The 21,507-nt window shown below is 72.7% G+C and carries 17 protein-coding genes; 8 read left to right on the top strand and 9 right to left on the bottom strand.

The features are described from left to right. Window position 1: 1 nt before the first annotated feature. Complete coding sequence (locus ACFY3I_RS08670; protein WP_390859972.1) at window positions 2–769, bottom strand: IclR family transcriptional regulator; 768 nt, start codon at window positions 767–769, stop codon at window positions 2–4. Window positions 770–964: 195 nt separating this feature from the next. On the opposite strand from ACFY3I_RS08670, the gene ACFY3I_RS08665 reads away from it, so the two are divergent. Then, on the top strand, window positions 965–1,429 hold the full coding sequence (locus ACFY3I_RS08665; protein WP_365289540.1) for an ATP-binding protein: 465 nt from the start codon (window positions 965–967) through the stop codon (window positions 1,427–1,429). Here ACFY3I_RS08665 and ACFY3I_RS08660 read toward each other — a convergent pair. Further along, window positions 1,426–2,553, bottom strand: coding sequence for a PP2C family protein-serine/threonine phosphatase (locus ACFY3I_RS08660; RefSeq protein ID WP_390859971.1), 1,128 nt, complete (start codon window positions 2,551–2,553; stop codon window positions 1,426–1,428). The two genes, ACFY3I_RS08665 and ACFY3I_RS08660, sit on opposite strands and share 4 nt — an antisense overlap. Window positions 2,554–2,653: 100 nt before the next feature. Beyond that, the gene (locus ACFY3I_RS08655; RefSeq protein WP_390859970.1) at window positions 2,654–3,412 is read right to left on the bottom strand and encodes an IclR family transcriptional regulator; all 759 of its coding nucleotides are present in this window, start codon (window positions 3,410–3,412) and stop codon (window positions 2,654–2,656) included. Between the two features lie 132 nt (window positions 3,413–3,544). Between ACFY3I_RS08655 and ACFY3I_RS08650 the strand changes: the two genes are divergently transcribed. After that, window positions 3,545–4,072: an SRPBCC family protein gene (locus ACFY3I_RS08650; RefSeq protein WP_390859969.1), complete on the top strand. Its 528-nt coding sequence runs from the start codon at window positions 3,545–3,547 to the stop codon at window positions 4,070–4,072. A 4-nt stretch (window positions 4,073–4,076) separates the two neighbouring features. Here the strand turns inward: ACFY3I_RS08650 and ACFY3I_RS08645 are convergent, their stop codons facing one another. The 5 genes from ACFY3I_RS08645 to ACFY3I_RS08625 form a co-directional block, all read right to left on the bottom strand. Further along, complete coding sequence (locus ACFY3I_RS08645) at window positions 4,077–6,893, bottom strand: NHLP bacteriocin export ABC transporter permease/ATPase subunit (RefSeq protein ID WP_390859968.1); 2,817 nt, start codon at window positions 6,891–6,893, stop codon at window positions 4,077–4,079. A gap of 1 nt (window position 6,894) precedes the next feature. Beyond that, a complete protein-coding gene (locus tag ACFY3I_RS08640; protein ID WP_390860113.1) occupies window positions 6,895–9,060 on the bottom strand; it encodes an NHLP family bacteriocin export ABC transporter peptidase/permease/ATPase subunit in 2,166 nt (721 codons plus the stop codon). Between the two features lie 62 nt (window positions 9,061–9,122). Continuing rightward, complete coding sequence (locus ACFY3I_RS08635) at window positions 9,123–9,929, bottom strand: HlyD family efflux transporter periplasmic adaptor subunit (RefSeq protein WP_390859967.1); 807 nt, start codon at window positions 9,927–9,929, stop codon at window positions 9,123–9,125. A gap of 134 nt (window positions 9,930–10,063) precedes the next feature. Then, the gene (locus tag ACFY3I_RS08630; RefSeq protein WP_365289546.1) at window positions 10,064–10,279 is read right to left on the bottom strand and encodes a type A2 lantipeptide; all 216 of its coding nucleotides are present in this window, start codon (window positions 10,277–10,279) and stop codon (window positions 10,064–10,066) included. 482 nt (window positions 10,280–10,761) lie between these two features. Continuing rightward, window positions 10,762–11,175 carry a PaaI family thioesterase gene (locus tag ACFY3I_RS08625; RefSeq protein ID WP_390859966.1) on the bottom strand — a complete coding sequence of 138 codons (414 nt, stop codon included), beginning with the start codon at window positions 11,173–11,175 and terminating at the stop codon, window positions 10,762–10,764. A gap of 207 nt (window positions 11,176–11,382) precedes the next feature. Between ACFY3I_RS08625 and ACFY3I_RS08620 the strand changes: the two genes are divergently transcribed. Further along, a complete protein-coding gene (locus ACFY3I_RS08620; RefSeq protein ID WP_390859965.1) occupies window positions 11,383–12,771 on the top strand; it encodes a S1 family peptidase in 1,389 nt (462 codons plus the stop codon). Between the two features lie 123 nt (window positions 12,772–12,894). Here the strand turns inward: ACFY3I_RS08620 and ACFY3I_RS08615 are convergent, their stop codons facing one another. Continuing rightward, on the bottom strand, window positions 12,895–15,054 hold the full coding sequence (locus ACFY3I_RS08615) for a SpoIIE family protein phosphatase (RefSeq protein ID WP_390860112.1): 2,160 nt from the start codon (window positions 15,052–15,054) through the stop codon (window positions 12,895–12,897). Window positions 15,055–15,534: 480 nt separating this feature from the next. On the opposite strand from ACFY3I_RS08615, the gene ACFY3I_RS08610 reads away from it, so the two are divergent. From ACFY3I_RS08610 to rfbD, 5 genes are all read left to right on the top strand, one after another. Continuing rightward, window positions 15,535–17,991, top strand: coding sequence for a SpoIIE family protein phosphatase (locus ACFY3I_RS08610; protein ID WP_390859964.1), 2,457 nt, complete (start codon window positions 15,535–15,537; stop codon window positions 17,989–17,991). A gap of 116 nt (window positions 17,992–18,107) precedes the next feature. Further along, window positions 18,108–18,383 carry a hypothetical protein gene (locus ACFY3I_RS08605; RefSeq protein WP_365289549.1) on the top strand — a complete coding sequence of 92 codons (276 nt, stop codon included), beginning with the start codon at window positions 18,108–18,110 and terminating at the stop codon, window positions 18,381–18,383. A 114-nt stretch (window positions 18,384–18,497) separates the two neighbouring features. Then, window positions 18,498–19,565, top strand: coding sequence for a glucose-1-phosphate thymidylyltransferase (locus tag ACFY3I_RS08600; RefSeq protein WP_390859963.1), 1,068 nt, complete (start codon window positions 18,498–18,500; stop codon window positions 19,563–19,565). After that, window positions 19,562–20,560, top strand: coding sequence for a dTDP-glucose 4,6-dehydratase (rfbB, locus tag ACFY3I_RS08595; protein WP_390859962.1), 999 nt, complete (start codon window positions 19,562–19,564; stop codon window positions 20,558–20,560). The genes ACFY3I_RS08600 and rfbB overlap by 4 nt, the downstream gene beginning before the upstream one ends. Continuing rightward, window positions 20,560–21,459, top strand: coding sequence for a dTDP-4-dehydrorhamnose reductase (gene rfbD / locus ACFY3I_RS08590; RefSeq protein ID WP_390859961.1), 900 nt, complete (start codon window positions 20,560–20,562; stop codon window positions 21,457–21,459). The genes rfbB and rfbD overlap by 1 nt, the downstream gene beginning before the upstream one ends. The last annotated feature ends 48 nt before the right edge of the window (window positions 21,460–21,507 follow it).

Below are 21,507 nucleotides of genomic sequence, written 5' to 3'. Positions count from 1 at the left end.
CCTACCAGCGGGCGGCTCCCAGGTCCTTCGAGATCGCCCGGGCGGCCTCGCGGGTCAGGGTCACCAGACTCTGCCGGGGCCGTCCCTGGCTGTCGCAGATCCGCTCCACCGGCCCGGACAGCCCGATGGCCCCCACGACGAGGCCGCCGTGCCCCCGGATCGGCGCGGCCAGGGCCGCCTCACCCATGGTCATCTCCTGGATCTCCGCGGCCCAGCCGAGCTCCCGGACCTCGGCCAGGGCGCGGGTGAGCCGCTCGCGGTCGGCCAGGGTGTGCCGGGTGTAGGTCTCCAGCCCGGGCTGCCCGCCGGGCTCGATCGTCGCGGTCCCGTAGGCCAGCAGCACCTTGCCGAGCGCGGAGGCGTGCAGGGGCAGCAGCGACCCCACGTCCAGGGTCTGGAAGGTGTCGTCCGGCCGGAAAACGTGGTGGACGACGAGCACGCTGCCTTCCAGGGGGGTGCCCAGGCGAACCGTCTCCCCGCTGCGGGCGGCGAGAGCGTCGGCCCAGTTCAGGGAGCGGGAGCGCAGCTCGTTGACGTCCAGGTAGCTGGTGCCGAGGTGCAGCAGCGCCGCTCCCAGCTGGTACTTCCCGGTCGACGCGTCCTGCTCGACGAAGTCCACGTGCTGGAGCGTGCGCAGGATGCCGTGCGCGGTGCCCTTGGCCAGGCCGAGGGAGGCCGCCACCTCGCCGAGCCCCAGCCGACGGGGTCCGCCGGCGAGCAGACGCAGGATCGCCGCCGCCCGCTCGATCGACTGGACCGGTCCGGCCATGATCCGAGCCTATTACCGTCCCGGACCCTTCGCTTGGCGTGCGGGGGACGGCCGGCGGCGCGCCGGGAAGATCAGCGTTCGGTAATGGCGACCGCCGTTCATTGACCGCCCCGGTTTGAGTCCATAACTTGCAATGAGGCCGGAATGCGTGGACATGAGACGCCGTACCGGTAGCACAGACCACCGGGAGAGACCATGGCGGTTCAGCTCAAGACGCCCCTGCGGCCGGTATACGAACACGTGTGTCCGGTACCGCCCGTCGCCGGGGCCGTCTCGACCGTTCGCCGACGTGCGGCGGCCGTACTCGCCGACTGGAACGTGTCCACGGAGATCGTCGAGGACGCGTTGCTAGTGGTGTCGGAGCTGGTGACGAACGCGATCATCCACGCCCGGCCCCCGGCCGTGCTCCGGCTGTCCTGGGTGCCCGGTGACGGCGCCCGGACCCTGCGCGTGGAGGTCTGCGACATGGGGCCCGCGTCCGCCAAGGGCTGGCGCGAGGCCGGGGTCGACCCGGACGAGCACTGCCGGGGCGAGACGATCGTCCACGCCCTGGCGACGCGGTACGGGATGCACGTGCACGCGGGCGGGGTGACCCGCTGGGCCGACATCGCCCCGGGCGGACAACTTCCCGGGCAGCACGTTCCGGGACGGAACCTCTAGAGCACGACCTCCGCCGGACACGGATGGGCCGCCCGCCCGTCCGTGTCCGTCGCGCTTCTGCGGAGCAGGAGCAGGGCGGCGTCGTCGTGCAGCCGGCCGCCGACGTGCGTCAGCAGCTCGTCGTGGAGCTCGGTGAGCGTGCGGGCCGGATCCTCCGACACGTGGCGGGCCACGCCTTCGGCCAGCGGATAGAACTCGCGGGCGTGGTCGCGGGCCTCGGTGACCCCGTCGGTGTACAGCAGCAGCTGCTCTCCCTCCGTGAAGGGCAGGTGCTGCAGGTGGGGCAGCTGGCCCGAAAGGGCGCGCAGCCCGAGCGGCGGCGCGGGGCGGGCGGTCTCCACCGCGGTCACCTCCCCGTCGGCGGATATCAGCAGCGGGGGAGCGTGCCCGCAGTTGACGACCTCCAGGCGCCCGGGCCCCGGACAGCCGGCGACCACGGCGGTGACGAAGTCGTCCGGACCGAGATTGCGGGCCAGACTGCGTTCGATCCTGCTCACCACGGCCAGCAGGTCGGGTTCGTCGTAGGCGGCCTCCCGGAACACCCCGAGCACGAGTGCGGCGGTCTCCACCGCGGGCAGCCCCTTGCCGCGCACGTCGCCGACGATCAGCCTGACGCCGTGCGGGGTGGGCACCAGGGCGTAGAGGTCACCGCCGATGCGGGCCTCCGCCGCGGCGGCGCTGTAGCGCACGGCCACCTGGAACGGGCCGACGGTCTCCGGGACGGGCTGGAGCAGCGCGTGCTGGGCCGCTTCCGCGACCGACCGTACGGCGGCCAGCACCCGCTCCCTGCGCCGGCGCAGCCCTCCGGCCAGCGTGCTCGCCGCGGTCACGGCCAGCAGGGCGGACAGGACGGCCACCAGTTCGCAGGTCGGCACCTGCTGGTCGGTGCCGAGCGCCGCGCCCAGCACCGTGGCGAGGAGTCCGACGCAGAGCACCCCGCGCGGTCCGTTGGTGGTGGCGGCCAGCGCGGGTCCGGCGGCCAGCAGGGGCAGCCAGATGGTCCCCGCCCCTTTGGTGTTGTCGACGAACGCGACGACAGCGACGACCAGCACCGGCAGTACCGCCAGTCCCGCGGGCGGCCCGGTCGACGCGTGGTCGCCGTCGTGATGGGGAGCCTGGCTCATGTCTGTGTCCGCAGTCCTCGCCTGTACGCAGATGTGCACCCGGAATGTCCGTTTCATCAAGCAAACGGGCTGAGTGGGGGACGCCACAAGGAGCGGAATTTCAGATAGTGAGCGAGAGGCTTCGGGTCACCCGGCTGGCGACCGGGAACAGGCGCGCAGGGATCTCCTGCAGTTGGGCCTGCCGTTCGACCGGCAGCGACACCCCGAGCGAGCCCAGCGTCTCCCCGCAGTAGACCGGTACGGCGATGCAGACCGTGCCGAGCGCGTACTCCTCCAGGTCCGTGACGGCGGGTGCCGAGGGGGACGATTCGATCCTGCGCAGGAGCTCCGGAACCCTGGTGATCGTGCGCGGTGTCAGATCGGGGAGATGGTGCCGGGAGAGGTAGTCCCGGCGGGCGTCCGCGTCCAGCTCGCGGAGGACGGACTTGCCCAGGGCGGTGGCGTGCCCGGCGTCCTCGAACCCCACCCACAGATCCACCCGCGGGGTGCGCGGCCCGTCCACGATCTCGGCGACGCGGATCTCGCCGTCCTCGTAGAACGTGAGGTACGCGGCCGCGCCCAGGTCGTCGCGGAGGGCGGCGAGCACCGGACGGACGCGGCTGAGCAGTGTCTGCGTGTGGCCCGCCGAGTACAGGGACTCCACCTTGTCGCCCAGGACGAAGCCGCCGTCGGCCAGTTTCCGCACGTAACCGTCGTGCACCAGCGTGCGCAGCAGGTGGTAGGCGGTGGCCAGGGGCAGCTCGGTCTCGCGTGCCAGCTGCTTGGCCGGCGCGCCGTTCTCGTGCGCGCTCACCGCCTCCAGAAGCCGCAGGGCCCGCTGCACGGACGCGATGAGCGTGGGTCCGTCCTGAGCACCCATGGCACCAGACTGCGCCGGGCGCGTCGCCCGGGCAAGGCAGGGACAGCGGTACCGCCGGGGACGCCGGATGTTACCAGCGGGTCGGAGCGGGAATACGCAACCGACGGCACACTCCTCGAAGGACTGATCCGCATGCCCGCCGAACTCACCGGCAGTTATCTCACCCTCGAAGACGGCCGGGGCGCCGTCCGCTTCACCCGTACCTACGGCCATCCCGCCGAACACGTCTGGCGGTTCGTGACCGACCCGGACACCTCCGCCCACTGGTTCCCGTCGCGCCTCGACATCGAGCCGCGTGACGGCGGCACCGTCCGGTTCAGCGGCGACCCCCGCATGGCCGACGCCACCGGCACCGTGCTCGCCGTCACCGAACCGCGCCACCTCGCCTTCACCTGGGGCGGTGACGAACTGAGCTTCGATCTCGACGCGTCCGGTCCCGGGCACACCCGCTTCACCCTGACCCAGGTGCTGGCCGAGCGGAACACGGCCGCCCGCAACGCGGCCGGCTGGGAGGTGTGCCTGCTCGCCCTCGACGCCCTGGCCCGTGGCGAGGGCTTCGGCGGCCCCCACGGCGGTCACGCGGACTGGCGGGAGTACTACGACGCCTACCTGGCGGCCGGGATCCCCTCCGGCGCCCCCATTCCCGGCCCCGACGCCTGACCGGTCAGGCCAGCTGCCGCCGCACCAGCTCGTGCAGCCGGCCGCCGGTGTCGGCGAGCAGCTCGGCAGGCGGCCCCTGCTGGGCGACCTTGCCGTCCTCCATCACCACCACCCGGTCCGCGTCCATGACCGTCGACAGCCGGTGCGCGATCACGATCCGGGTGGCGTTGAGCTTCCGGGTGGACTCGATGACCGTGCGCTGGGTGTCGTTGTCCAGGGCACTGGTGGCCTCGTCGAAGAAGAGGATGCGGGGCCGCCGGATCAGCGCCTGGGCGATCATCAGCCGCTGCCGCTGGCCACCGGAGACCGCGCCGCTCCCGGCGACGATCGTGTGCAGCCCCATCGGCATCCGCTTGATGTCCTCGGCGAGGCCCGCCAGCTCGGCCGCCGCCATCGCCTCCTCCGCGGTGTACGGCTCGGTGCCGCAGATGACGTCCAGGATCGAACCGGTGAACGGCTGCGCGTGCTGGAGCACCACCCCGCACTGCCGGCGCACGGCCGACTGGTCGAGCGCGCCCAGGTCCTGGCCGTCGTACAGCACGCTCCCCGAGACCGGCTTGTCGAAGCCGATCAGCAGCCGCAGCAGCGTCGACTTGCCGCAGCCGCTCGGGCCGACGACCGCCACGAACTCGCCCGGCCGCACCTCGAAGGAGACGTCGTCCAGGACGAGCGGACCGTCGTCGGAGTAGCGGAAGGAGAGCCGGCGGGCCTCGATGCCGCCCGACAGCGGGCCGGGCCGGGTGCTCGCGGTGCGCACCTCCGGCGCCGCGTCCAGGACCGGCCTGATCTCCTCGAACAGCGGCAGCGCGGCCACCGCCGACACGAAGGAGCCGGTCAGCTGGGTGACCGAGGTGAGCAGCATCGTCACCGAGGTGTTGAAGGTGAGGAAGGCGGCCGCGTCCATGGCGCCCCTGGCCGGGCCGGCGAGCAGCATGAACATCAGCAGGGTGCACACCGGCAGGTAGACCGAGCCCAGCACGGTGGTGAGGTTCTTGATCCGGCCCACCTTCTGCTGGAGCTCCCGGCTGCGCGCGAACTCGCCCGCCCAGGCCGCGTACGCGTAGTTCTCGGCCGCCGCGACCCGCAGCTTGGGCAGGCCCCGCAGGGTCTGGAAGGCCTGGTTGTTCAGCTTGTTGCCGAGCACCACCAGCCGCCGCTGCCAGCGCACCTGCCACAGACCCAGTCCCAGGAACAGGGCGCCGATGACGACGAGCATGCCGACCGCCGCCAGGGCCATCGGCACGCTGAACCAGAACAGCAGGCCCAGGTTCATCGCCCCGACGGTCACCGACTGGGCGACCACCGGGCCGACCCCCGCCAGCAGCCGGCGGATCGCGCTGATGCCCATGGCGGCGCTGGCCAGCTCACCGGTCGAGCGCTGGGTGAAGAACCGCGTGGGCAGCCGCAGCAGCCGGTCCCAGACGGCCGGCTGCAGGGTCGCCTCGATCCGGCCCTCCAGGCGGAGGATGGTGAGGTTCTCCAGGAGCGTGAACGACGCCGACACCACCGCGCTGATCATCACCGCCAGACAGACCTGCACGATCAGGCCGGTCTGGGCCTTCGGCACGTACTCGCCCAGCACCCTGCCGGTCGCGATCGGCACCAGGGAGCCGATCGCCACCGTCACCAGCCCGGCGAGGAGCAGGGCGCCGAGGTCGCCGCGGGTGCCGCGCAGACTGAAACGGAGCAGGCCGAGCGGGGTGAGGGCCCTGTCGGGCAGCGGACGGTAGAACATCACCGCGCGCGGCTCGAACTCCGCCGCGTTCGCCTTCTCGATCGGTGTCTCCCGGCCGGTCGCCGGGTGCACCGCGACGTAGCCGCCGCGCCGCCACAGCAGGGCCACCGGAGCACCGGACAGCGCACGGTGACCGACCAGCGGTCCCACGTTCTCCCGCCACCAGCGGCCGTCCAGGCGGACCGCCCGGATCCGCACCCGGGACGCCAGGGCCACCCGTTCGACCGGGTCGATGCGGTCGCTCTCGGTACCGCTCCGGGCGGGCTCGGCCAGCGTGATCCCGGCCGCCTGGGCGACGAGCCGGCAGGCCGCGTAGGACGCGTCGGCGTCGGCGGCGGTCGTCCGCTTGGCGCCCTTGCCGATGGAGGCCAGAAGCGTCCGGTCGGCCTGCGCCCGGACCGCCTCACCGGCCTTGATACCGGCCGCGGTACGGGTCTCGTGGGTGCGCTCCAGCTGCTCGATCCACCGGTCCAGCGTGGTGAGCAGCCGGTACTGCTGGTCGACCATGCTCTGCCACAGCGCCGGGTCCATCAGCAGGTCGGCGGCGGCCTCCGCGCCGTACAGCGAGCCGTACTGCACGCTGCCCGGCGGCACCTGCATCCAGAAGACGTCGTCGTCGGCGGGGGCCGCCGCCCGCTCGCCGGCGGCCATCGGGGCCTGGAAGAGGATCGACAGACCGCGGCCGACACCGAGTGCCAGCGCGTACTCCAGGGGGCTGGTGGTGGGCGGCACGTACTGGGGGTTGCCGTACTCGTCGTAGGACCACGTCTGGGTGGCGGCGGGCTGGTACAGCTCGCGCAGTCCGACGCGGTGCACCACGCAGTCGCGCAACGGGCGGGCCACCAGGGTGTGCTGCGGACCGGCGACCGGACCCAGCAGCAGGGCGCCCGCCTCCAGGCGGCCCAGATGGTGCCACTGGCCCTGCTCCGCGGCGTCCACCGCGAACAGGTCCAGGGCGCCGGACACCACCAGCCACAGCACCTGTGGGCCTTCGAGGTCAAGCCGGTTGAAACCGGTGCAGTCGATCCGGCCGCCCAGCGCGCCGAGCGCGCCGAGTACGAGGTCGCCGTCGTCCGCGGTCGTCATCTCATCGCTCCCTGACCAGCGCGGCGTACGCCCCGCCGTGTGCCACCAGGGCGTCGTGCCGCCCGCGTTCCACGATCGTGCCGTGCTGGAGCACGACGATCTCGTCGCTGTCGCGGACCGTGCTCAGCCGGTGCGCGATCACCACGCAGGCGCAGCCGCGCCGGCGCAGGTTCTCCATGACGGTCAGCTCGGTCTCGGCGTCCAGCGCGCTGGTCACCTCGTCCAGCACGAGAATGCTCGGCCCGCGCACCAGCGCCCGCGCGATCTCCAGGCGCTGACGCTGGCCGCCGGAGAAGTTGCGGCCGTCCTGCTCGACCCTGCTGTGGATGCCGCCGGGCCGGCGCGCCACCACGTCGTACAGGGCCGCGTCCCGCAGCGCCTCCACCACCGCCTCGTCCGGGATCGAGGGGTCCCACAGCGCCACGTTGTCGCGCACCGAGCCCTCGAAGAGGAAGACGTCCTGGTCGACGAAGGAGACGGAGGCGGCCAGCGCGCCGCGCGGGATGTCCTCCAGCCGCTGCCCGTCGATGCGGATGACGCCCTCCCAGGGGGCGTACAGGCCCGAGATCAGCCGGGACACCGTCGACTTGCCGCTGCCCGAGCCGCCCACCAGGGCGACCTGCCGGCCGGGACCGACGGTCAGGTCGAACCCGGTGAGCAGCGGCTTGTCGAGCGGGCTGTAGCCGAAGGTGATGTTCTCCAGCTCGACGTGGCCGTGCAGCCGCCGGGTGGAGTCGCCGGCGCCGGGGCGCGCGTAGACCGGGTCGGCCTGGAAGTTCTCCACGTCCTTCAGCCGGGCCACGTCGGCCGCGAAGTCCTGGATCCGGCCCGCCACTCCGTTCAGCCGGGTCAGCGGGGCGGTGAAGCGGGTGACCAGGGACTGGAAGGCGACCAGCAGGCCGACCGAGATGCCGCCCTCGACGGCCCGCATCCCGCCGATCCACAGGATCAGCGCGCTGTTGAGCGTCGCGAGGGTGGGGGCCACCATCCCGAGCCAGGCGCTCGGCACCCCGAGCCGCTGCTGTTCCTCCAGCGTGCTCGCGTGCTGTCCGGCCCACTTGCGGAAGTAGCCGTCCTCACCGCCGGTCGCCTTCATCGTCTCGATCAACTGGAGGCCGGTGTAGGAGGTGTTGGTGAGCCGCGCGGTGTCCGCGCGCAGCTTGGCCGTCCGGGTCGCACGCAGCCGTACGACGAACCGCATGGCCACGATGTTCAGCAGGGCCACGCCGATGCCGAGGAAGGTGAGCTGCGCGTCGTAGGTGTAGAGGAGCACCGCGTACAGCACCACGACCACGGCGTCCACGCCCGCCGCCGCCAGGTCGCGGGCCAGGGTCTCGGCGACCTGGTCGTTGGACTGCAGGCGCTGGACCAGGTCGGCCGGGCTGCGCTGGGAGAAGAAGGTCACCGGCAGCCGCAGCAGATGGCGCAGGAAGCGGGCGCTGGACAGGGTGGAGGAGACGATCCGGCCGTGCAGCAGGTTCGCCTGTTGCAGCCAGGTCAGCGCGAGGGTGAGCAGCACGCAGGTGGCCATCGCGGCGAACAGCACGGTGAGCAGCGAGGTCTGGCCGCCGATGAGGAACATGTCGATGTACTGCCGGCTCAGCGCGGGCACCGCCGCGCCGACGACCACCAGCAGCAGACTGGCCAGCACCGCCGCCGGCATGGTGCCCGCGGTGCCGCGCAGCCGGGCCGGCATCGCGCCGAGGACACCGGGCCTGCGGCCGCCCCGCTCGAAGCCGTCGCCCGGCTCCAGGATCAGCACGACACCGGTGAAGCCGCCGTCGAACTCCTCCATCGGCACGAACCGGCGGCCCTTGGCGGGGTCGTTGATGTACACGCCGCGGCGGCCCAGGCGGCGGCCCATGCCGTCGAAGACGACGTAGTGGTTGAACTCCCAGAACAGGATGGCCGGTCCCTGTACGTCGGCGAGGGCGGCCAGGTCCATCTGCATGCCCTTGGCCGTCAGACCGTAACCGCGCGCCGCCTTCAGCAGGTTGCTGGCGCGCGAGCCGTCGCGGGAGACACCGCAGGCGATCCGCAGCTCCTCCAGCGGGACATGGCGGCCGAAGTGGCCCAACACCATGGCCAGGGAGGCGGCGCCGCACTCGACGGCCTCCATCTGGAGCACGCTGGGGGTGCGGACGGTGCGGCCACGGCCCTTGGGCACCGGCCGCTTGGGCGGCGCGGCGCGTCTGCGGCCGCGGGTCTCCTGGGTGTCCTGGGCGGTGGTCACGGGAGCAGCCAATCGACGGGGTGCTGGTCGGCCAGCCGGATGGAACCCGAGGCCGGGGTCATGGAGTCGAGCGCGAACGGCGGTCCGTCCGCCGAGGACCACTTGTAGCCGCTCTTCGTGCTGTGCGACGGATCCAGCCTCACCAGGACCGCGACCGGGCGGCCCTTCCTGGTGAACTGCTCGCCGAGCTGGTCGTCCCCGAGGAACGCGGAGATCGACTGGGCCGACTGGGCGGCGCGGTCCACCGCCTTCACATGGCCGCGCAGCACTCCGTACTCCTGGGTCGACACCGAGGACACGGTGAGGTCGACCGGGGCGTCCGCGGGGATGGCCGAGGCGTTCTCGGCGGGGACGTAGACCGTCGCGTACAGCGGGTCCGAGGCGTGCGCGATCTTCTCCACGGCGGCGACGTTCGCACCGGTCCGGATGATCTGCCCGATGGTGGCGGCGAGCGCGCTGATCCGGCCCGCGGCGACGGTGCGCACGATCGAGTCGCCCTGGCTCGTGTGCACCTTCAGGACGGGGGCGCCGGCCGGCAGCCGGTCGCCCTGCCCGGCGAGGACGGCCGTGACCTGTCCGGCGACCGGGCTCTGCAGGATGTAGCTGCCCTGGCCGTGGGTGAGGATGGCCTCGGCGCTCACCGTGGAGGCGACCGAACCGGTCACCGCCCACACCGACGCCGCCGCCATCACGACGACGGAGACGGAGAGCGCGAGCCAGCCCTGCGGACGGGCGAAGCGCACCGGGAGGTCGAGCTCCTCCGGTGACTGGAGCTTGGCGAGGGCCTGTTGGCGGAACTGCACGGAACTTCCCTCACCTGTGGGAGAGACGCTGGTGAAAGGGGGTGGCTTCAGGGGGCGTTTCAGGGGTGCCTCAAAACGCCCGAGAGCCCCGGGGCCGCGGTACGGCTCCGGGACTCAGCGGCAACGTGGTGCGCTCAGATACCGGCGACCAGGTTGGTGACCGGCTGGGTGTTCAGGCCGGTGACACCCTCGACGGTGCCGACAGCGGTGTTGAGCAGGCCGGAAACCGGGGCAACGCCGTCCACCAGGCCGGTGACGGTGCCGAGGGCGTTCACGGCCAGGCCGCCGGAGACGTTGTCGAGCTCGGCGTCGGAGATCTCGACGGTCTCAACCTGGGGGGTGGAGTTCATGATGGAACTTCCCTTCATATGGATATTCACAAGGGGGAGAGCGGCCCCCCAACGGCCCTGAGGGGACGGTACGGATGGCCGCGACCGCAGGCGCCGGACGCCCGTCACCGGGAGATCCTGGCGGCCTTGCGGTGCGATGGATCAAAGCACGCCCCCGGTCCGGGCATCCAATCAATCAACCGTCCCACCTGGGCACTTGCGTCGCAGAGGTGCTGATCCGTGCACGCGCGGGCACGTCTTGTCGGCGACTCCTTCACACACCGCGCGACTTCGTCGCAGTCGCACGGCTTGCCCTGCCGGCACCGAATCCGGCACTCCGCGCCAAAGGCGCGGCACGGGGCGCGCGGTTGTGCAGATCCGCCGCACTCCGTGACCCGCTTGGGTATTGGATGTGCAGATTCCCTGAAGCAAGGATTCCGGTAGGCGATCGCCACCGACCGTGACCGGTCGGCGCCCGACCGTGTCGGTCCGGGCCGCGGCTCTCACCCGAGGAGTGCGTAGACCGTGCTCGCCCGGGCCGCCACCGACCCCGACCGCTCGTCGCGCATCGTGATGTCGGCGAACGCCATGCGGCGGCCGAGCCTGCCGAGCACCGCTTCGATCAGGACATCCGAACCGGTCACCGCGCGCTGGAACGACGTCGACTGCTGGACCGTCGTCATCGGCACGAAACCGCCCCGGGCCACCGACACCGCGATCACCGTCGCCGTGTCGGCCGCCGCCATCAGCGCCTGCCCCGACAGCCCGCCGCCCTCCCGCGACAAGCGGTCCGACCAGGGCAGACGCAGAACGGCCCGGTCCTCGCCGACCGTTTCGACGGACAGCCCGAGATCGAGCACCCAGGGGGCGAAGTTGGCGGAGAGGATCTTGTCGGCCTCGGCACTGCTCATCGTCATATGGGGGATTGTTCCCGGGCCCGCGGCACGGCACGCGCAACCGCACCGGGAGCCGCGCGGCATGGCCGATTCACCGGCGGCCGCAGGAAGTTGGGAACCGGAATTGAACGCACCACGTGACCCGGCCGTACCTAAGGCCATCCAGGCGCCGCTCACGAACGACCGCCCGAACACGGCGGTCACTCCGTCCCTTGGAGGTCGAGAAGTTTGAGTCACAAGCGAATTCCGAAGCGCAAGGCCGCAATCGCCGTGGGCGGAGTCGCGGCGCTCGGAGCTGCGGCCTTTCTGCTGCCCATGGCCAACGCGTCCCAGGACGACGCCTCCGGCGCCGGCGCCGCTCCCAGGACGCTCAAGTCGGCGAGCGACGCCTCGGGCCTCGCCGCACAGCTCCAGGGCCTGCTCGGCCAGGCCTTCGCCGGCTCCTACTACGACAGCGGCAAGCACCAGCTCGTCGTCAACGTCGTCAACGGCGACGACAACACGGTCGTCCAGGCGGAGCAGGCAGGCGCGGTCGTCCGCCAGGTGCGGAACAGCAACTCCGCGCTGGCGGCGGTCGCCGGCACACTGAAGGCGAAGGCGACCATCCCGGGCACGGCGTGGGCCGTCGACCCGAGGACCAACAAGGTGGTCGTCTCCGCCGACTCCACCGTCACCGGCTCCCAGTGGGACACGCTGCAGTCGACGGTGCGGGGCCTCGGCTCGGACATGGCGACCCTCAAGAAATCGTCGGGCACCTTCAAGCCCCTCGTCTCCGGCGGCGACGCGATCTTCTCCCAGGTCGCCGACGGCACCGTCCGCTGCTCCCTCGGCTTCAACGTGACCGCCTCGGACGGCAGCCCCGCCTTCCTGACGGCAGGTCACTGCGGGGTCGCGGCCAAGGACTGGTCCGACTCCGAGACCGGCCAGCCGATCGCCACCGTGGACCAGGCGCAGTTCCCCGGCGAGGGTGACTTCTCGCTCGTCAAGTACAACGACGCCACCACCCAGGCGCCGAGCGAGGTCAACATAGGCAACGGCCAGACCGTCGCCATCAACCAGGCCGTCGACGCCACGGTCGGCGAGACCGTGTTCCGGATGGGCTCCACCACCGGTCTGCACGACGGCCAGGTCACCGGCCTCGACGCCACCGTGAACTTCCAGAGCGAGACCGACCCGAACGGCGTCGACACCGTCACGGGCCTCATCCAGACCGACGTCTGCGCCGAGGCCGGCGACAGCGGCGGCTCGCTGTTCACCCAGGACGGCGGCGCGGTCGGCATGACCTCAGGCGGCAGCGGTGACTGCACCTCCGGCGGCGAGACCTTCTTTCAGCCGGTGACCACCGCGCTCCAGGCGACCGGCGCGACCCTCGGTGACGCGGGCGCCGGTGACGCCGGTGCCACGGCCGACCCGTCCGCCACGGCCGGGGACCAGAACGGCGCCGGCGACCAGGCCGGAGGCGACCAGATCGGCGGCGCCGACCCGTCCGCGACGGCCGGGGACCAGAACGGCGCGGGCGACGGGACGGGCACGGGTGACGGGACGGGCGTCGGCGACCAGTCCGGGACCGGCGACCAGTCCGGGACCGGCGTGAACGACGGTTCGTCGTCCCGCTGACCCACCACCCACCACCCGCCGCCCGGCCGGCCGTTCAAGCCGGCGACGGGCGACCCGGCCGGTGGTGGTGGACGGTCCGGCCCTCCGGCGGGAGGGCCGGACCACGGACCCCTCCCGGGTCCGTCAGCTGTCGGGGCATGCTCTGAGCAGGAGCACCGCGACATCGTCGACACGCTCCTGCGCCGCCGCACTGTGTCGCACGAGCGTGTCGGCGAGCTTGTCCAGCGGCTTGTCGCCGTTCTCCGCGAGCAACTCGCCCAGATCGACCAGCGCGTCCTCGATGTCCACCCCCGGGGACTCGACCAGCCCGTCCGTGTAGAGGGCCAGCACCGAGCCCGGCGCCAGCGACACCTCGGTGGTCGGGTACGTCGCCTCCGCGTCGATGCCGAGCAGCGGGCCGCCGGCCAGGTCCAGCACCCGCACCCGCCCGTCGGGACGCCTCAGCAACGGCGGCGGATGCCCCGCCCTGGCCATCACCGCCCGCCCCCGCGCCGGATCCAGCCGCAGATACAGGCAGCTCGCGAACAGATCGGCGCCGAAGTCGATGAGGAGCCGGTTGGTGCTCCGCATCACCTCCTCCGGAGCCTGCCCGACGGTGGTGAAGGCCCGGACCCCGGTACGGATCTGGCCCATCAGCCCGGCCGCCGTCACGTTGTGCCCCTGCACGTCCCCGATCACCGCGGCCGTCAGCGGGCGGGTCGGCACCAGGTCGTAGAAGTCGCCGCCGATCTCCATGCCGTGCATGGCGGGCAGGTAACGCGCGGCCGCCTCGATACCGGGCGGCGGCGCCAGTGAGTGCGGCAGCAGGGCCGCCTGGAGACCGTGCGCCAGCTGGTTCTTCGCGTCGTAGAGCAGGGCCCGCTCCAGGGCCTGTGCGATGAGTCCGCCGATGCTGGTCAGCACGGCGCGCTCGTCGGCGGGGAAGACGTGCGGTTCGGCGTAGGTGAGGACACAGGTGCCCACCGGCCGGCCCGAGGCGATCAGCGGCAGATACGCCCAGGCGGCGAACCCGTCCGCGGAGCCGTCGAGATCCGGGTACAGCCGCTCCAGCTGCTGCCTCGACTCGAAGAACGCGGGCACACCGGTGTTCAGGACATGGGTGCCCGGCGTCCGTTCGGCCAGCGGCAGGCCGTCGAACCGCTCCACGGTCCGCGGGTCGTCGTACCCGCGCTGCCCGAGGACGTGCAGCCGTCCGGCCCGGGACCCGAGGACCACCAGTGCCTGGCTGCCGACGGCCGGAGCCACCTCGTCGGCCACCAGCTGCACCACGTCCTGCACCCCCACGGCCTCCGTCAGCGCCCCGGCCAGGCTCAGCACCTGGGAGATGGTGACCAGTCGGCAACCGGGAGCCGCGTCGGCGCGCGGCAGCGCCCCCACCATCTCGGCGACCGCACGCGCCCGGCTGATCCGGGTGGTCAGCCCGGTGGTGCTCGGATACATCCGGAACGACAGCCAGTCGCCCGGCGGTTTCAGCGCCACGAACGACGTCACGTGCTGACTGAGCAGCGCCGCCCGGTAACGGTCCTCGTACATCGGGTCGTTCAGCCAGGGCACCGACACCCACGGTGGAACGCCGAGGAGGTCGTCGGTCCGCACGCCGAGCAGCTCGGCCGCCGCCGGGTTGGCGAAGACGACCCGGCCGTGCAGGTCGAGCGAGACCAGCCCGTACGGCAGCCGTCCCACCATCCGGGCCGCCTCCACCGTACCGAGCGTGCCCGCCGTCCCCGACGCCGGTGCCGCCAGCAGATCCGGCTCGGCCCGCGGCGAACGGCGCCGGTGGGCGTCGTGGGCCAGCCGCCTCGCCAGCCGCTCGGCCGCCGCGGTCAGCTCCGCCCGCTCCCGGTCGGAGAGCACGGTGGGATGAGAGCCGGGCCAGGTCACGTACAGCGCCCCGTACACCGCGTCCGCCGTCGCCACGGGCAGCGCGGCCAGGGCGAACGGATAGGGCAGCACCATCGAGATCCGCGGGAACCGGCGGGCCATGTCCTCCTCGCCGCCCACCCACACCAGGCGCCGCTCACGGACCGCCTCCGCCACCGGGATGGGCGTGCTCAGCCCGACCCGCTCCCAGGGCGCCACGAAGGCCCGGGGCAGCCCGGCGGTCACCGCCATCTCCAGGACCGGTTCGTCGGCGGCGAGGAGGTAGACCGCGCCGGAGTGCGCCTGGACCTCGTCCATCAACGAGGCCAGCGCGAGCGACAGCAGCGGCGGCCGACCGGACCGGGGCGCGTCGGCCGCCGACTCCCTCGGGTCCGACGCCGTCGGCGCGGGAGGGGCCCCCATTCCGTCGGACACGCCCGACCACCTCCTCGTCCGGCCGCGCCTCGCGTCCTCGGGGTCAAGACTCCCTCCTGGCGGCGACGGGCGCACGGCGAGAGCGGCAGCGGCACCGGCACCGGCCCGTACGCCGGTCCGGGCCTTGCGCCCGGGTGAGACCAGGTGCCCGGGCACCGTCGTGCAGCCGGGCACGGCCGTGTGCCGGTGCGCCGCCGTGCACCAGGGCGCGCCCGCGTACCCGGCCGCGCCCGCGTACCCGGCCGCGCCCGCGTGCCCGGGCGCGGCCGAGGGGTCGTCGCCGACCGGAGGACCGGTGTTCCGGGCCGGGCCGGAACACCGCGCGGGCCGTGGAGCCGCCCGCCGGGGCCGTCGTCGGAAGACGCGGGGCACGTCATGTTCGGTACCTTTCGAGCACAACGGACCGACGGCCTCCACGGAACGGTCACAGGGGCTGCGCGGACGGCTCATTAGCGCTGTAATGGCGGCGTGGTCAGTGAGGGCGCTGCGGTACGCGGAATCAGAACGGAGCGCGCCGAAATCGCCCTCGAAACGCTCACGGGCGATCCCGGCGCACCCGACTGGCTCCGCCGCGTCCTCGAACAGGCCCTGGTGTTCGCGGGTGCCTCGTTCGCCGGGGTCTACACGCCGTGCGACGACGGCTCCGTACTGCGGCTGGCGGAGTCGGCGGGACTGCCCCGCACCTGCTTCGGGCTGCGCGACGCCTATCCCGCCGTGGGCCAGTCCCCGGCCGCCGAGGCCCACCTCACCGGCCGGACCCGCTGGCTGGGCCCCGAGGAAGTGGCCGACTGCCCGGACGCCCGACGGACCCCGTCCTCGGAGTTCTCGCTCGGGGTCCTGCCGGTCTCGGGCCGCGCCGGACTCCTGGCCGTGATCAGCGAACGGGAGGGCGGGTTCGACCCCGAGGACCGCGCCTGCCTGGAACTGATCGCCGGCGCGATCGCGCTGCCCGCCCCGCTGCCGACCGTCTCCGACACCGGTGAGCTGCCCGCCGACGCGTTCAGCCTTGCCATGGACACCGGCCGGATCGAGATCGGCGACGGCATCCTCGGCCTCTTCGGCATGAGCCGGGACGAGTTCGACGGCAAGGTCGAGACGCTGCTGGGCCGCACGGTGCCCGAGGACGTGCCCGCCCTGATGTCCGTCGTCGAGGCCGACCACATGTCCATCGGCGACCGCGAGCTGGAGTTCCGGATCCTCCAGCCCTCGGGCGCACCGCGTTGGCTCCGGTTGCGCGGCCGCATGGTGCCGGCCGCCGACGGGCGCCCGGCCCGGCTGGCCGGCACCGTCGCCGACGCCTCCACCCTGCGCTCCGACGTCACCGACGTGGCCCGGGTGCAGCGTCTCGCCGCCGCGCTCGCCACCGCCGGCACCGTCAAGGACGTCGGCCAGGCCGTCGTCACCGCCCTGCGCGGACCGCTCAAGGCCGACCGCATCGCCCTGGCCGAACTGGAGAACGAACGCCTCGTCGTCACCGTCCTGGACCCGCCCGACGCGGAGTCCTGGCCGGAGCTGTGGCGCAGTGAATGGCGCACCGAGTGGCCCGACGCGCCGGTGCGCTCGATGCCCACCCTGGCCGCCGTCCTGCGCGAGGGCCGCCCCCGCATCTGGCCCGCGCCGACCACCCTGGAACCCGCCCTCGCCGAGGTCGGCCCCGGCGGGCTGGCCGTCCTCCCGCTGCCCGCCGGCGGCCGGATGGCCGGCGCCTGCCTGATCGGCTGGGACAGCCCGCACGACTTCGGTCCCGACGAACGCGCCCTGCTCACCGCCTCCGCCGGCCTCGCCGGCGAGGCCCTGATGCGCGCGCACGCCTTCGACGCCGAACACGAACTCGTCGGCATGCTCCAGCGTGCCCTGCTGCCCCGCAGGCTTCCCCGGCTGCCCGGCGGCCTCGCGGTCGCCCGCTACCTGCCCACCACCGCGGGCCTGGAGGTCGGCGGCGACTGGTACGACGTGATCCCGCTCATCGACAACCACGTGGCCCTGGTCATCGGGGACGTCCAGGGCCACAGCGCCGCGGCCGCCACCCTGATGGGCCAGATGCGCACCGCGCTGCGTGCCTACGCGACCGAGGGGCACACCCCCGACGTGGTCGTCTCGCTGGCCAACCGCCTCCTCATGGACATGGAGAGCGATCTCTTCGCCACCTGCTGCTATGTCGACGTCGACATGGAGGCCGGCACCGCGTGGTGCGTACGGGCCGGACACCTGCCGCCGGTCCTGCGGCACCCGGACGGCAGCACCGAGGTCTGCCGGACCGACGGCGGACTCCCGCTGGGGGTGCTGGCCCAGGCCGACTTCCCCATGACCGAGCTCAGCCTGCGCCCCGGTGCCCTGCTGGCGCTGACCACCGACGGCCTGGTCGAGTCCCCCGACGCGGACATCGACGAAGGCATGCGGCACTTCGCCCGGAACCTCGGCGCGGCCGACCCCTCCCACCTCGGCCTGGTCGCGGACGCGCTGCTCGCCGACGCCCGCCGCGCCGACGACGTCGCCCTGCTGCTGATGCGGTACGACGGCATGGCCGTGCGCCCGCTGCGGGAGACCTGGACGGTGTGGCGGGTCCCGGAGGCGGCCCGGCACGCGCGTCGCTTCAGCAAGCGCACCCTGCGCTCCTGGGGCATCACCGACGACGCCATGGACGCGGGCCTGCTGGTCGTCTCCGAGCTCGTCACCAACGCCCTGATCCACACCGACGGCCCGGTCCGGCTGGATCTGACCCTGGTCGACCACCGGCTGCGGGTCGCCGTCGCCGACGCCTCGCCGCGCAGCCCGGTGAAGCCCGCGAGCATCGGCTGGGAGGCCACCGGCGGACGCGGGATCGTGCTGGTGGAGGCCATGTCGGACGCCTGGGGGACCGTGCCGGTCAGCGGCGGCAAGCAGGTGTGGGCGGACCTCGTCCTGCAGGACCGGCCACCGGACTGACGGTCGCGGGAGGCGGGCCGCCGGAGGCCGGGCGGGCGGGGCGGCGGGGGCCGGGGGAGCGGGGCGCCGGCGGTCTCGGGAGGCGGTGAGCGGCGACCGTCCCTAATGTCCTTGATGTGGCACACACCTTCGACGAACTCGTGGCGAAGCACCGCGCGGCCGACGCGGCCCACGAGCAGGTCCTGGAACTGCGGGACGCCTACGGACCGCCGGCCCTCCAGCAGCCGGGCGGCGCCCAGTCCGAGACCTACGAGACCGCCCTGCGCGCCTGGCGCGACCTGGCCCGCGACGAACTGACCGCGGTGAACGAGTACGCCCGCGACGAGGGCCGGCCGCGGTCCGAGGTCGAGGCGGAGGTGGAACGGGCGGCGAAGGGGCCGCAGGACTCCTGAACCGCTCGAGGCACCCCGCGGCCGCATGCCGTCCGCGCCGAGGCCATACTGTCGTAACCCATCCGGAAATCAGAAGAACCGCTCAACCGGATGTTCACCTATAGGGTGTAGCGAATGAAGGCTCTGGTGCTATCAGGCGGTGCCGGCACGCGACTTCGGCCGATCACCCACACTTCGGCGAAGCAGCTCGTGCCGGTGGCCAACAAGCCCGTGCTGTTCTACGGGCTCGAATCCCTCGCCGCTGCGGGCGTCACCGAGATCGGGATGATCGTCGGCGACACCGCCGCCGAGATCCAGGAAGCGGTCGGCGACGGCTCGAAGTTCGGCCTCGACGTCACCTACATCCCCCAGGAACGACCGCTCGGCCTGGCCCACGCGGTACTGATCGCGCGGGACTTCCTGGGCGACGACGACTTCGTCATGTACCTCGGCGACAACTTCATCGTCGGCGGGATCAGCGGACTGGTCGACGAGTTCCGCGAGACCCGGCCCGACGCGCAGATCCTGCTCACCCACGTGCCGAACCCGAGAGCCTTCGGTGTCGCCGAACTCGACGCCGAAGGGCAGGTGGTGGGCCTGGAGGAGAAGCCCCAGGAGCCCAAGAGCGATCTCGCGCTGGTCGGCGTCTACCTGTTCACGCCCGCCATCCACGACGCCGTGCGCGCCGTCGAGCCGTCCTGGCGCGGCGAACTGGAGATCACCCACGCCATCCAGCACCTCATCGACCGGCGGGCCGACGTGCGCTCCACGGTGATCGAGGGCTACTGGAAGGACACCGGCAACGTCGTCGACATGCTGGAGGTCAACCGGGCCGTCCTGGAGAGCCTGGAGCCGCGCATCGACGGCGAGGTGGACGAGGCCAGCGAGATCGTCGGCAGGGTGGTCGTCGAGGCGGGCGCCCGCGTCACCAACTCGCGGATCGTCGGCCCGGCCGTGATCGGCGCCGGGACCGTCGTCGGCGACTCCTACGTGGGCCCCTTCACCTCGATCGCCGAGGACTGCCGGATCACCGAGAGTGAGCTGGAGTTCTCCATCGTGCTGCGGGACTCCTCCATCGACGGGGTGGGCAGGATCGAGTCCTCGCTGATCGGCCGGCACGTCGAGGTGACCCCGGCGACCGGTACCCCCAGCGCCCACCGCCTCGTCCTCGGCGACCACAGCAAGGTGCAGATCCGTTCATGAACCTCCTCGTCACCGGCGCGGCCGGCTTCATCGGCTCCACGTACGTCCACGGCCTGCTCGCCGCCGACGGCCCCGACGCGCCGCACATCACCGTGCTGGACAAGCTCACCTACGCGGGCACCCTGACCAACCTGCCCGCGTCGCACCCGCGTCTGACCTTCGTGCGGGGCGACATCTGCGACGCCGAGCTGGTCGACAAGCTCATGTCCGAGGCCGACCAGGTGGTGCACTTCGCCGCCGAGTCGCACGTGGACCGCTCCATCGACGGGGCCGGCGCGTTCGTCCGCACCAACGTGGTCGGCACCCAGACCCTGCTGGACGCGGCCCTGCGGCACGGCGTCGGCCCGTTCGTGCACGTCTCCACCGACGAGGTCTACGGCTCCATCGAGACCGGCTCCTGGCCCGAGAGCCACCCGCTCCGGCCGAACTCGCCGTACTCCGCCTCCAAGGCCTCCTCCGACCTGCTCGCGCTGGCCTTCCACCGCACCCACGGCCTGGACGTGCGCGTCACCCGCTGCTCCAACAACTACGGGCCGCACCAGTTCCCCGAGAAGGTCGTCCCGCTCTTCGTGAGCAACCTCCTCGACGGCGCGAACGTGCCCCTGTACGGCGACGGCAGCAACGTCCGCGACTGGCTGCACGTCGAGGACCACTGCCAGGGCGTCGACCTGGTCCGCACCGGCGGCCGGGCCGGCGAGGTCTACAACATCGGCGGCGGCACCGAACTCAGCAACAAGGAGCTCACCGGCCTGCTCCTGGAGGCCTGCGGCGCGGGCTGGGAGCGGGTGGACCACGTCACCGACCGCAAGGGCCACGACCAGCGCTACTCCGTCGACTGGAGCAAGATCCACGACGAGCTCGGCTACACGCCGAAGCACGACTTCCCCTCCGGCCTCGCCGCCACCGTCGCCTGGTACCGGGACAACCGCGACTGGTGGGAGCCGCTCAAGGAGCGTGCCGCTCGGAAGTCCCGCGAGGAGCAGGAGAAGCACTGATGAAGTGGCTGGTCGCCGGCGCGGACGGCATGCTCGGGCACGACATGGCCGCCGAACTCACCCGCCGGGGCGCGGAGGTGGTGGCCCTCGGGCACGCGGGCCTCGACGTCACCGGTGCCGACTCGGTGGAGTCGGCGTTCGCCGCGCACCGGCCCGACCTGGTGGTCAACTGCGCCGCCTACACGGCCGTCGACGACGCCGAGACCGACGAGGAGCGGGCCCTGCTGATCAACGGCGAGGGCCCGCGCCTGCTGGCCCGCGCCGCCGCCCGGCACGGTGCCCGTCTGGTGCACGTCTCCACGGACTACGTCTTCGACGGCGACGCCCGCACCACGCCGTACCCCGAGGACCACCCCACCGGTCCGCGCACGGCCTACGGCCGGACCAAGCTCGCCGGCGAGCGGGCCGTGCTCACCGAGCTGCCGGGCGCGAGCGCGGTGGTCCGCACGGCCTGGCTGTACGGCACGCACGGCAGGAGCTTCGTGCGCACGATGACCGAGCTGGAGGCCGACAGGGACACCCTCGACGTCGTCGACGACCAGCGTGGCCAGCCGACCTGGAGCGCCGACCTGGCCGCCCGGATCGCCGACCTCGGCCCCCGGATCGGCCGGGACGGCCGCGCGCACGGCGTCTTCCACGGGACCAGTTCGGGCGCGGCCACCTGGTGCGAGCTGGCCCGCGAGGTGTTCCGGCTGCTCGGCGCCGACCCGGGGCGGGTGCGCCCCACCACGAGTGCGGCGTTCGTCCGGCCGGCGCCCCGTCCCGCCTACAGCGTCCTGGGCCACGGCCGGTGGGCCGAGGTCGGTCTGCGGCCGCCGCGGGACTGGCGGGAGGCTCTCGCGGAGGGACTGCCCCACATCCGTGCGGAGATGTCCACGAAAGACGCCCCGGTGTATTGAAATGGCGCCGGCCCGCCGAGCCTTTTCATGAGCCTTCGCGTTCGGCCC

This window comes from Streptomyces sp. NPDC001068, from assembly GCF_042897315.1.
In the GTDB taxonomy this organism is placed as follows: domain Bacteria; phylum Actinomycetota; class Actinomycetes; order Streptomycetales; family Streptomycetaceae; genus Streptomyces.
The sequence above is the reverse complement of the archived record's forward strand: the minus strand, read 5'-3'. Positions and strand labels throughout refer to the sequence as shown.